Raw genomic sequence first — 11,347 nt, forward strand, 5'->3', positions numbered from 1 at the left:
TCTCTTTATAGGGAAAAGGGATGCTCGACAGTTCCACGTTAAAGACCCTGGCCAGGGCGGCCACCGACACCCTCAAGCGCGGCCTTGACCAACATGTGCGCCTGGCCGTCACCGGCCTGTCCCAGGCAGGCAAGACCGCCTTTATAACCTCCCTGACCGACCAGCTGCTCCATGGCACCCCAAGGCATCTGCCGTTTTTCCCGGTGCAGGCCGAGGGCCGCTACCTGGGGGCCAAGGAAATGCCCCAGCCCCACCCCTTGGTGCCCCGCTTTCGCTACCGGGACAACCTGGCCATGCTCCAGGCCGATCAGCCGGGCTGGGCTCCGTCCACCCAGGGCATCAGCGAGCTGCGCCTGCATCTCAAATACCAGCCCGACACCGGCATCAGGGGCTTTATCAAGGAGCCGGTGACCCTGGTGCTGGATATTGTCGACTACCCCGGCGAATGGCTGCTGGATTTGGGGATGTTGGACCTGGACTACGGCCAGTGGAGCGCCCAGCAGCAAAAACTGCTGGCGCAAAAACCCAGGGCCGATTTGGCCGCCAGCTGGTGCCAGGATGCAACGGCCTACTGCGCCCAGGGGCAAAGCGACGAGGTACAGACCGAGCAGCTGGCGGAGCGCTTTGCCGCTTTGTTGCAGGATTTTCGGGCCAGCCTGGGCCTTTATTACCTGCAGCCGGGGCGTTTTTTGCTGCCCGGCGAACTCAAGGGCGCGCCGGTATTGGCTTTTTTTCCCTGGCAGGGGGCGCCGGATGACTCCCCTTTGTACCGCCAGTTGGCCAAGGTCTTTGAACAGTACAAGAGCGAGGTGGTAAAACGCTTCTACCGGGACCATTTTGCCAGCATGGACCGCCAGGTGGTGCTGGTGGACACCCTGGCCGCCCTCAACCATTCCCGGGCCGCCTTCCTTGATTTGCAGTTGGCCCTGACCGAAGTGCTGAAAAGCTTTCAATACGGCCAGAGCGGCCTGTTGTCCCGGCTTTTTTCGCCCCGTATCGACAAGGTGCTCTTTGCCGCCACCCAGGCCGATCGCCTGACCCCAGACCAGCGCCCGGCCCTGACCAGCCTGATTGGCGAACTTATCGGCCCGGCCCTTGAGCCCATCCGCTTTGCCGGCATCGACGTGGGGGTGGAAACCCTGGCGGCGGTGTGCACCACCCAGGCCGGCAAGGGCCAACTGGACGGCCAGACCCTGCCTTGCCTCAAGGGGCGCTTGGCAGATGGCCGCCAGGTCACCCTCTTCCCCGGGGACGTGCCGGCCAGCCTGCCGGCTGCCGATTTTTGGCAGCGCCAAGGCTTTGCTTTTCCGGGTTTTGCCCCGCCTCTTGGGCTGCGCTCGCCCCTTGCCCATCTGCGGATGGACAAGGCCCTGGCCTTTTTGCTTGGAGACAAGATGTTATGACCCTAAGGCCGACCGTACTGGTGGAAGACAGCCCAGAGCAGCCCAACCTGCGCCTAGCGATAGAGGTGCCAGAGGACGGCTTTGAGGCCGAGCCCGAAGGCCAGCCTGAGCAGCAGCTCAAGGCGGCCCTTGCCAGCCGCCGGCGCCCCTGGCTTAGCTGGGGCCTGGCCTTCCTGGGGCTGGGGGTATTGGGCCAGACCGGCTACTGGCTCTATGGCCTATGGCAAAACCAGCCGGTGCTGGCGGTACTGTTTTCCCTGGCCACTGTGTTGTTGGGGGCGGGGGCGTTGCGGGCGCTTTTTCGCGAGTGGCGGGCCCTGCGGGCCTTAAAACGCCTGGAGCGGGACAGCGCCAAGGCGGCCCAGGCCGCCACCGGTGACGGCACCCTGACGGTGCTGGAGCGCAGCATGAAGCTGCGGGGCCTGCACCAAAGCCCACAGATGGAGCGCTTCCTGGCCGAAGTGGGCAGCCACGACAGCGGCGAGGAAGTGCAGCAGCGCTTTCGCCAGGACGTGCTGACCGGCCTTGATGACCAGGCCCAGCGCCTGGTGCGCCGCTACGCCCTGGAAGCCACAGTACTGGTGGCGGTCAGCCCTCTGGCGCTCACCGACATGGCCATCATCGCCTGGCGCAACCTGCGCCTGGTGCGGGAAGTGGCGGCGGTCTACGGTCTGCCTTTGGGGTATTGGAGCCGGGTAAGGCTGGTGCGCCAGGTCTTTATCAACCTGGTCTATGCCGGGGTGTCTGAGCTGGTGGTGGATATCGGTATGAGTACCTTCGGCGCCGATCTGCTGGGTAAGGTGTCGGGGCGGGCCGCCCAGGGCTTGGGGGCCGGCCTATTAACGGCCCGCCTTGGCTGGCAGGCCATGCGGCTATGCCGGCCACTGCCCATGGACCAGGGGGACAACCAGCGCCTGGGCAAGGCGCGGGCGCGGCTGCTGGTGGATATGGGCAAGGATTTGATGAAGCTGCCCGGCATGATGCTTAGCCGGCGCAAGGACAAGGCCGGCGAAGAGCAGTAAAGCCGAAGCAACGCCAGGCGCATCAGATGCCTGCCAGAGATGTGAAAGGGCGCCAGTGGCGCCCTTTGTTTTAGCTGTCTGCCCAGCGGCGCACCAGATTGTGGTAGATGCCGGTCAGGGCCGTTACTTCCGGGTGCTGGCTGCCGGCCAGGCGCTGGATGCTGCCGTCCAGCTCATAGAGCAGGCGGCGCTGGCCTTCGTCCCGCACCATGCTTTGCAGCCACATGAAGGCGCTGGTCCTGGCCCCCTGGGTAACGGGCTCTACCCGGTGCAGGCTGGTGGAGGGGTAGAGCACCAGGGCGCCTGCGGCCAGCTTGACGCTGTGGCTGCCGTAGGTGTCTTCGATGATCAATTCGCCCCCCTGGTAGTCCTCGGGCTCGGTGAGGAACAGGGTGGCGGACAAGTCGGTGCGCACCATACCGTCCGGGGTGTGGCGAATGGCGTTGTCGATATGGTTGCCAAAGGCCTGGCCGCCTTGGTAGCGGTTAAACAGCGGCGGGTAGAATTTCAGGGGCAGGGCCGCCGAAATAAAGCGCGGGTCGGCCAGCAGCCGCTCCACTATGGCCTTACCCACCTCGTTGGCCTGGGCATCGTCCCGGGACAACTGCTGGTTCTGCTTTTGGCTGGCGGCCAGGGGCCCCGAGGTTTGGTTACCGTCAATCCAGTCAAGGCCGTCCAGTACCGCCCGGCATTGGGCCACTTCGTCCTTGCTGAGCACATTGTCGATGGCGATCAGCATGTCAGTCTCCTTATGAAAAAAACACCGCCCTGGGGCGGTGTTTTGTCAGGTCGATACCAGTGTGCCCGGCTTAGAAGCTGAAGTCAGCAGTCAGGGTGGCCAGGCGGCCCGGGGCGACGGTGGCAAAGTGCGCCGCGTAGGCCTTGTCGAAGTAACGCTCGTCGGTCAGGTTCTGCACGTTCAGGCGCAGGGTGACAAAGCGGTTCACCTCGTAGCTGGCCATGGCGTCAAAGCGCCAGTAGGAGGGCACATAGAGGGTGTTGGCGGTGTTGCCGTACACCTTGGACATGTAATAGGCGCCGCCGCCCACCTTGATAGCGTCGCTGATGGCGTAGTTGGTAAAGAGGCTGACGCTGTGCTTGGCGGTGTTGGGGAACAGATTGCCGTCGTACTGACTGTTGATGCCGTTGGCTTCCAGTTCGCTGTCAAGCCAGGTGTAGCCGCCGAACAGCTGCCAGTTGTCGGTCAGCTTGCCGGAAACCCCGAACTCAACCCCTTGTACCTTCTGCTTACCCACGTTCTGCTGGGGGGCGCCGCGGCCGGCTTCCACCGCTACCCGGGCGTTGTCCTTCTCGATGCTGAACAGGGCGGCGGTCAATGACAGGCGCTCGCCCAGCAGATCCCACTTGGTACCCAATTCCAGGCTCTCGGTATCTTCCGGGGCCAGATCGTCATTGCTGCCGGACAGGCGGTCGGCGCCGTCACCGTTGGAGGTGCCGGGAGGATTGGAGGAGGTGCCCCAGGACAGGTACAGGCTGCCGTTGTCGGCGGGCTTGTAGACCAGGCCCAACTGGTAGTTGAGGAAGCTGTCGCTGTTGGACAGGCTACCGGCACTGGCGCTTTCGCTCTGGGTGTCGTAGTCGTCCCAGCGCAGGCCCAGGCTCAGCAGCCAGGCGTCGCTGAACTCGGTGGTGTTAAAAGCGTACAGGGAACGGGTGTCGGTACGGGTCAGGGTAGGAGTACCGTTCTTGACGATGGTACCCACCCAGGGATCGCTGGGGTTGGGGTTGGCCAGGGGCGTACAGAAGTAACCCTCGAGCATGCCGGCGTCGCTGCACTGGTTGGAACCGTTGACGCCGGTGGTGACGTTGTAGCTGTCGGCGTCGGTTTCTTCCTTGGCCAGCTCCATGCCCAGTGCAAAGCGGTTGGTGATGCCGGCCAGTTGGTAATGGCCGGACAGGTCCAACTGGGTGGCCAGGTTGTCGGTCACCGAGGCCCGGGACTTGATGCCGCGCCAGACATAGCCGTTGGCCACGTTGCCTTTGGTGTCGTCGGGGTTGGTGACCACGTAGTCGTTGGTGGAACGGCCGTAAACGGTGGTGCTGGTGATCAGCAGGTTGTCGTTGAGGTCGTGCTCAATCTTGATAAGGCCGCTGTCCACCTCATTTTCACGAAAATCGCGGTTGAGCAGGCCGTAGAAGTTGTCCTCGTCCACGTCTGCCGGTTTGCCGGTGGCCTGGTCATAGGGGATGCCGTAGTCGGGCATGTCGTGGCTTTCGTAGTGGTAGTAAGCCAGCTTGGCGCGGGTCTTGGTGGTCAGGCCCAGAGCCAGGGAGGGGGCCACACCCCAGCGGTCGCCATCAACGCCGTTGCGGCCGGGCATGTCGGCGTCGTGACTCATGACGTTAAGGCGCACTGCCGCTTCGTCGGCAATCACCTTGTTTACATCCAGGGTGGCGCGCTTGAGGGAGTCGGTACCGGCGGTCACCGACAGATGGTTGAAGTCGCGCAGGCCAGGAGTCTTGGTGACGATGTTGATGGAGCCGCCCACAGCGCCGCGACCGGCATAGGCAGAGCCCGGACCCTTGAGCACTTCCACCTGTTCGATGTTGAACACTTCCCGGCTCTGGGAGCCCACGTCGCGCAGGCCATCCACGAAGGTGGAAGACTGGGCGTCATAGCCACGGATAAAGGGCCTGTCGCCGTAAGGGTTGCCGCCTTCACCGCTGCCCAGGGTAATGCCGGGAGTGGCGCGCAGGGTGTCGCTGAAGGTCATGGCGCCCATGTCTTTTATCAGGTTCTCACCGATAACGGTCACGGATTTCGCGGTGTCGGTCAGGGACTCGGTGAACTTGGAGGACTGCACCTTGTTGATGTTATAGCCGTCGTGCTGGCCCTTGATCTCGATGTGCTCAACGCCCTTGTCTTTGGCGTCGTCGGCCAGGGCGGGGGTGGCAACCACGGCCATCCCCAGGGCGATGGACACCAGGGATTGGGCAGGCAACTGGACTTTGCTGGATTTGAATTTGAAAGCAGCCATCTTGGGTGAAGTTCTCCGTCACATGAAGTCACAGGACCGGTAGTGCCGGTCTCAAATTTTGGCGAATGATAATTACTCCCAGTAAATCACTCAAGAATAATTCTCATTATTCTAAAGTGGCGATAAAGGACGCCTCGGCGCCCAGGCGTCTGGGAGGGGGGCCGCCCGCAAGGCTGGATGGCAACTAATGTCTTTTAAATACAATGAATTAAGTGGTAAGACCATGGGGCTATTGTGGCCTTTGGCGAAGGGCTCTATGGTGGCAACGACCTGATAACATTTGAGGCCCTCATGTCCCATTGGCAGCACCCCGACACCCTCGCCATCCACGGCGGTAAGGACCACAGCGACCCCCAGCGGGCCCTAGCCACCCCCTTGTACCAGACCTCCACCTTCGCCTTTGCCAATACCGCCCAGGGGGCGGCCCGCTTTGCCGGCGAAGATGAGGGCCCCATCTACACCCGTCTTGGCAACCCCACAGTGGCCGAGCTGGAACGCCTGGTGGCGAAACTCGAGGGGACGGAAGCGGCGGTGGCCACGGCCTCCGGTATGGCGGCGGTGTCGGCAGCGTTGCTGGGCAGCTTAAGCTGCGGCGACCACCTGGTGGCCTCCAAGGCGGTTTACGGCTGTTCCTTTGCCCTGATGAACCACCTGCTGCCGCGCCTTGGCATCGAGGTCAGTTTCGTGGACATGACCCGGGTTGCCGAGGTGGAAGCGGCCATCAGGCCCAACACCAAGGCGCTCTTTCTGGAGACCCCGGTCAACCCCAACCTGGAGGTTGTGGACCTGGCCGCTATCGGCGCCTTGCTGGCCAAGCACCAATTGCTGGGCATCGCCGACAATACCTTCCTGACACCGCTGCTGCAGCGGCCGGGTGACTATGGCTTTGAGCTGGTGCTGCACTCGGCCACCAAATACCTCAACGGCCACGGGGACGTCATCGCCGGCATCCTGTGCGGCAGCAAGGAACGTATCGCTGAGATCCGCAGCACCGTCATCAAGGATGTGGGGGCGGTGCTGGGGCCCTTTGAAGCCTGGCTTATCCTGCGTGGCCTAAAGACCCTGCCGGTGCGTATGGCCCGCCACTGTGAAAGCGCCCTCAAGGTGGCCAGCTGGCTTGAGGCCCACCCCAAGGTCAAAGCCGTCTACTACCCCGGTTTGCCAAGCCACCCCGGTTATCGGTTCCTCGGAAGGCAGATGAAAGGGGCAGGGGGGGTTATTGCCTTTGAACTGAAAGCCGGGCTGCAGGCCAGTGCCAATTTCATCGACCGGCTCAGCCTCTTTACCCTGGCGGTGAGCCTGGGGGACGCCGAATCCCTGATCTCCCACCCTGCCTCCATGACCCACTCTCCCTACAGCCCCGAAGAGCGGGCCATGGCGGGGATCAGCGACAGCCTGATCCGGGTGTCCATCGGTCTGGAGCAGGTGGAAGATCTGCTGGGGGATCTGGCCGCTAGCCTGGATAAGGTGTAATTATAAATTTACGAACGTAAAGAAGTCGGTCCAGTTGCTAGGGGTTTTTCAGGGCTGCGGCCCTGCGTAGAGTCAGGGAATGATGTAAAGCAAAGATGACTCTTATGGCCAAAGGCACCCAATACGTATCGAAAATGCCGGGACCGGACGGACGCATTCAGTACACCCAAGAAGAGAATGCGGTCTGGAACACCCTCATTACCAGGCAGCTGGCCTGTATTCAGGGGCGCGCCTGCCAGGAGTATATCGACGGCCTGGCGCTGCTCGATTTGCCCACCGATCGCATCCCCCAGCTGGACGAAGTCAATGCCGTGCTGGGGCGCACCACCGGCTGGCAAGTGGCCCAGGTACCGGCCCTTATCCCCTTTGACGAATTCTTCCGGTTGCTGGCCAACAAAGAGTTCCCGGTGGCCACCTTTATCCGTACCCGCGAAGAACTGGATTACCTGCAAGAGCCCGACATCTTCCACGAGATCTTCGGTCACTGCCCCTTGCTGACCAACCCGGACTTTGCCCACTTTACCCACCTCTACGGTAAGCTGGGCCTGGCGGCCAGCAAGGAAGACCGGGTCTTTTTGGCCAGGCTCTACTGGTTTACCGTGGAGTTCGGCCTGGTCAACACCGACCAGGGCCTGCGCATCTACGGCGGTGGCATACTGTCGTCTCCGGGGGAAACCGAGTATGCCCTGGGGTCTGACAAGGCCGAGCGCCAGCCCTTTACCATAGTGGATGCCCTGCGCACTCCTTATCGCATCGATATCATGCAACCTGTCTATTATGTGTTGGACCAGGTGCACCAGCTTTTTGATATCGCCGAGCAGGACATCATGGCCCTGGTGCAGCAAGCCAAGGCCCTGGGGCTGTTCCAAGCCAAGTTTCCCCCCAAAGAAAAGAAAGCCAGTTAAGGAGAGACAAGTGAGCACACTTGCCCAGCAACAATGTGAAGCCTGCCAGGCCGGCGCCCCCAAGGTGAGCGATGACGAGCTCAAAGAGCTGATGCGGGAGATCCCCGACTGGGCCCCGGTGGCTCGCGACGGCGTGCTGCAACTGGAAAGGGTTTATAAATTCAAGAACTTCAAGCAAGCCTGGGCCTTTGGTAACAAGGTGGCGGAGCTGGCGGAAGCCGAGTTTCACCACCCGGGTATCCTGATGGAGTGGGGCAAGGTCACCGTCACCTGGTGGACCCACGCCATCGGCGGCCTGCACCGCAACGACTTCATCATGGCCGCCAAGACCGACCAACTGCTCTGAACAGATCCCCTGTCAGCAATGCCGCGCCCAGCGCGGCATTTTCTTTATTCCCCATGGCGTTATATCATCGCGGTCTTGGGAAAAGGCCTTTGTGAGCGCCATGCGTCTGGAGATCTTCTGCGAGGACAGGCCCGGTATTGCCCGGGAAGTGCTCGATATCCTTGCCGAACGGCATATCGATTTACGGGGCATTGAAGTGGACCCCGTGGGTAAGATGTACCTGCATCTGCCGGACTTGAGCTTTGACGAACTGAAAACCCTGTTGCCGGCCATCCGCCGCATCAAGGGGGTAGAAGACGTCCGTACCACCGCATTCATGCCCACAGAGCGGGATCATTTCGAGCTGGCGACCCTGCTCGAAACCCTGCCCGATCCGGTGATCTCGGTGGACGATAAGGGCCGCATCCTCATTATCAACCCCGCCGCCGCCAAGCTGCTCAAGGGCACGGTTGCGGCCCTGCAGGGCCAGGGCCTGGCCACCTGGCTGAGCGGCTTTAACCTGCAGCGCTGGCTGGAAGAAGAAGAGCCGGCCCCGATCACCATGCTGGTGAAACTGGGCGGCCAGCGGCTGTTGACCGACTTTTTGCCGATCTGGGTCAGCGACGAACAGGGCCGCCAGACCCTGGCCGGCGCCGTGGTCACCGCCAAGACCCCCCATCGCCTCAGCTCCCAGTTGACCCAGGCCCGGGAAGGCACCGCCTCCCTGGACGCCATCCTGGCCCAGTCGGCGGTGATGAAACGGCTGATCCGCCAGGCCAAGAAGCTGGCGCAGCTGGACGCCCCCTTGCTTATCCAGGGGGAAACCGGCACCGGCAAGGAACTCTTGGCCCGCGCCTGCCACGACAGTTCCGGGCGCCGGCAAAAGCCGTTTTTGGCCCTTAACTGCGCGTCGCTGCCGGACTCGGTGGCCGAGACCGAGCTGTTCGGCTATGGCCCCAACGCCTTTTCCGGCGCTCCCACCAGCGGCAAGCGCGGCGTCTTCGAAGTGGCCGACGGCGGCACCGTCTTTTTGGACGAAGTGGGGGATCTGGCCCCGGCTATCCAGGTCAAGCTGCTGCGCCTGTTGCAGGACGGCACCTTCCGCCGGGTCGGTGACGAGGCCGAGCGCAAGGTCAATGTCCGCATTATCTGCTCCACCCAGCGGGATCTGGCCGCCCTGTGCCGGGACGGCCAGTTCCGCCAGGATCTCTACTACCGCCTCAACGTGCTGAGCCTGGCCCTGGCCCCCCTGCGAGAGCGCCAGGACGACATATTGCCCCTGGCCGAGTTCTTCTTGGAGCGCCACTGCGCCGCCCTTGGCCGTGAGAAGGCCCAGCTCAGTCAGGCCACCCAGAACCTGCTGATGAACTATCCTTGGCCGGGCAACGTGCGCCAGCTGGAAAACAGCCTGCTAAGGGCGGTGTCCTTGCTGGACGGCGGCCATATCGAGCCCAAGCACCTGGAGCTGCCCAGCCAAACCCCTTCGGTAAGCCTGGGGGATGCGGCCCTGGACGGCAGCCTGGACGAAGTGATGAAACGCTTCGAAAAAAGCCTGCTCGAACGCCTCTATCCGGCGTATCCGTCGTCACGGCAGCTGGCCAAAAAGCTGGGGGTGTCCCACACCGCCATCGCCAACAAGCTGCGCGACTACGGCATCAACAAGAAGAAATAAAAAAGGGCTGCCCAGGCAGCCCTTTTCTTTTACAGCCCCAGTTCGGACAAACCAGGGTGGTCGTCCGGGCGCCGGCCAAGGGGCCAGTGAAAGAGCCGTTCCTCTTCGCTGATGGCCAGATCGTTAAGGCAGGCGTAGCGGTTTACCATCAATCCCTGCTCATCAAATTGCCAATTCTCGTTGCCGTAGGAGCGAAACCAATGGCCGGCGTCGTCCTGCCACTCGTAGGCGTAGCGCACGGCGATGCGGTTGCCGTCATGGGCCCACAGCTCTTTTATCAGGCGATATTGCCGCTCCTTTTGCCATTTGCGCGTCAAGAAGGCCTGGGCCTGATCACGGCCGACGATAAATTCGCTCCTGTTGCGCCAGTGGGTATCGAGGCTGTAGGCCAGGGCCACCCGGGCCGGATCGCGGCTGTTCCAGCCGTCTTCGGCCAGGCGCACCTTCTCTTTGGCGGACTGGAGGGTAAAGGGGGGCAGGGGATGACGTACTTCAGTCATGGAAGTCTCCTAAAGCCCTTGGCTGGCGAGCAGGGCGGCAGCGGCGCGCTGTGCGTCCACGGCGACGCTGGCCCGGCCTGACAACAGGGCATGGGTAGTGGCGCCATCCATGAGCAGCAAAAGCTGTCCGGCCAGCTCATCCGGCTCTTGGGCGCCCAGGGCTTGGCAGCGCAGCCTGAGGCTGTGCTGCAGTTTGTCTTTGTGCAGTTTGGCGACCTGCCTGACCGGATCGACGGGGCTAGACACCTCGCCGGCGGTGTTGATAAAGGCGCAGCCATGGAAGTCCGGGCTGGCAAACCAGCCGGCCAATACCTCGAAGGCGCCAAGCAGCTGGGCCCTTGGGCCGGCAAAGACGGCAAGGCCGGCTTCAAACCAGGCCATCCATTTGTCGTCGCGGCGCCTAAGGGCGGCGGCGACCAAGGCTTCTTTGGTGCCGAAGTGCTTGTAGATGGTTTTTCGGGAAACCCCACTGGCCTTGACGATGGCGTCCATCCCGGTGGCACTGATGCCGCCTTGGTAGATAAGGGTTTCGGTGGCGTCTAAAAGACGGCTTATCGGATCTTGGCTGTCGATGTTTTGCATATTCAGATGGTAGAACGATCGTTCTCTTCTTGGCAAGGGCTTTTCAACCTGCGGCACGGGCCGGTGGCCAAATGTCATTTGATATTGCGATAAGCATCTTGTGGTAGTTAAATACTACAATTCGACTGTGGTTCGCACAGGGAATCGTTTTGGGCCACCAAGGCCCGCAGTATCGTTAAACCCAGTCCGGAGTCCCTGGATAGATGAAGACCGTTGCTATCCTTATTTTCCCTGATTTTCTGATGCTCGACATGTCGGGCCCCGCCGAAACCTTCACTGTTGCCAACCGCTTTTTGCCTGCCGATGCCGGCTACCGGTTGGTACTGATCAGCGCCACTCAAACCGATATCCGTGCCAGCAATGGCATCCGGGTGCTGGCCGATACCACCATTGCCGAGCCTGCCGAGTCTTATGATCTGTTGCTGGTGGTCGGCGGGCCCGGCGCCTACAGCGGCAGGCCTCCCCA

The 11,347-nt window shown here is 62.1% G+C and carries 11 protein-coding genes; 7 read left to right on the forward strand and 4 right to left on the reverse strand.

Annotation, left to right across the window (positions count from 1 at the left end; translation table 11 throughout):
• The first annotated feature begins 20 nt into the window (after positions 1 to 20).
• On the forward strand, positions 21 to 1,403 hold the full coding sequence (locus tag B3C1_RS05240) for a YcjX family GTP-binding protein (RefSeq protein WP_008483395.1): 1,383 nt from the start codon (positions 21 to 23) through the stop codon (positions 1,401 to 1,403).
• On the forward strand, positions 1,400 to 2,425 hold the full coding sequence (locus tag B3C1_RS05245; protein WP_008483396.1) for a TIGR01620 family protein: 1,026 nt from the start codon (positions 1,400 to 1,402) through the stop codon (positions 2,423 to 2,425). The genes B3C1_RS05240 and B3C1_RS05245 overlap by 4 nt, the downstream gene beginning before the upstream one ends.
• A gap of 70 nt (positions 2,426 to 2,495) precedes the next feature.
• Here B3C1_RS05245 and B3C1_RS05250 read toward each other — a convergent pair whose 3' ends face one another.
• Positions 2,496 to 3,164, reverse strand: a complete 669-nt coding sequence (locus B3C1_RS05250; protein WP_008483397.1) for a Fe2+-dependent dioxygenase — start codon at positions 3,162 to 3,164, stop codon at positions 2,496 to 2,498.
• Between the two features lie 70 nt (positions 3,165 to 3,234).
• Positions 3,235 to 5,424, reverse strand: coding sequence for a TonB-dependent receptor (locus B3C1_RS05255; protein WP_008483398.1), 2,190 nt, complete (start codon positions 5,422 to 5,424; stop codon positions 3,235 to 3,237).
• A gap of 291 nt (positions 5,425 to 5,715) precedes the next feature.
• Between B3C1_RS05255 and B3C1_RS05260 the strand changes: the two genes are divergently transcribed.
• From B3C1_RS05260 to tyrR, 4 genes are all read left to right on the forward strand, one after another.
• Positions 5,716 to 6,897, forward strand: coding sequence for a trans-sulfuration enzyme family protein (locus tag B3C1_RS05260; RefSeq protein ID WP_035481245.1), 1,182 nt, complete (start codon positions 5,716 to 5,718; stop codon positions 6,895 to 6,897).
• A 104-nt stretch (positions 6,898 to 7,001) separates the two neighbouring features.
• The gene (phhA, locus tag B3C1_RS05265; RefSeq protein WP_008483401.1) at positions 7,002 to 7,802 is read left to right on the forward strand and encodes a phenylalanine 4-monooxygenase; all 801 of its coding nucleotides are present in this window, start codon (positions 7,002 to 7,004) and stop codon (positions 7,800 to 7,802) included.
• Positions 7,803 to 7,812: 10 nt separating this feature from the next.
• Complete coding sequence (locus B3C1_RS05270; RefSeq protein ID WP_008483402.1) at positions 7,813 to 8,148, forward strand: 4a-hydroxytetrahydrobiopterin dehydratase; 336 nt, start codon at positions 7,813 to 7,815, stop codon at positions 8,146 to 8,148.
• 100 nt (positions 8,149 to 8,248) lie between these two features.
• Positions 8,249 to 9,799, forward strand: a complete 1,551-nt coding sequence (tyrR, locus tag B3C1_RS05275; protein WP_008483403.1) for a transcriptional regulator TyrR — start codon at positions 8,249 to 8,251, stop codon at positions 9,797 to 9,799.
• A gap of 29 nt (positions 9,800 to 9,828) precedes the next feature.
• Here the strand turns inward: tyrR and B3C1_RS05280 are convergent, their stop codons facing one another.
• Both B3C1_RS05280 and B3C1_RS05285 read right to left on the reverse strand, forming a co-directional pair.
• Complete coding sequence (locus B3C1_RS05280) at positions 9,829 to 10,299, reverse strand: nuclear transport factor 2 family protein (protein ID WP_008483404.1); 471 nt, start codon at positions 10,297 to 10,299, stop codon at positions 9,829 to 9,831.
• A 9-nt stretch (positions 10,300 to 10,308) separates the two neighbouring features.
• Positions 10,309 to 10,881, reverse strand: a complete 573-nt coding sequence (locus tag B3C1_RS05285; RefSeq protein ID WP_008483405.1) for a TetR/AcrR family transcriptional regulator — start codon at positions 10,879 to 10,881, stop codon at positions 10,309 to 10,311.
• A gap of 203 nt (positions 10,882 to 11,084) precedes the next feature.
• Between B3C1_RS05285 and B3C1_RS05290 the strand changes: the two genes are divergently transcribed.
• On the forward strand, positions 11,085 to 11,347 hold a 263-nt coding region (locus B3C1_RS05290; RefSeq protein WP_008483406.1), incomplete at its 3' end, for a DJ-1/PfpI family protein.

The sequence above is a fragment of the Gallaecimonas xiamenensis 3-C-1 genome, from assembly GCF_000299915.1.
In the GTDB taxonomy this organism is placed as follows: Bacteria; Pseudomonadota; Gammaproteobacteria; order Enterobacterales; family Gallaecimonadaceae; genus Gallaecimonas; species Gallaecimonas xiamenensis.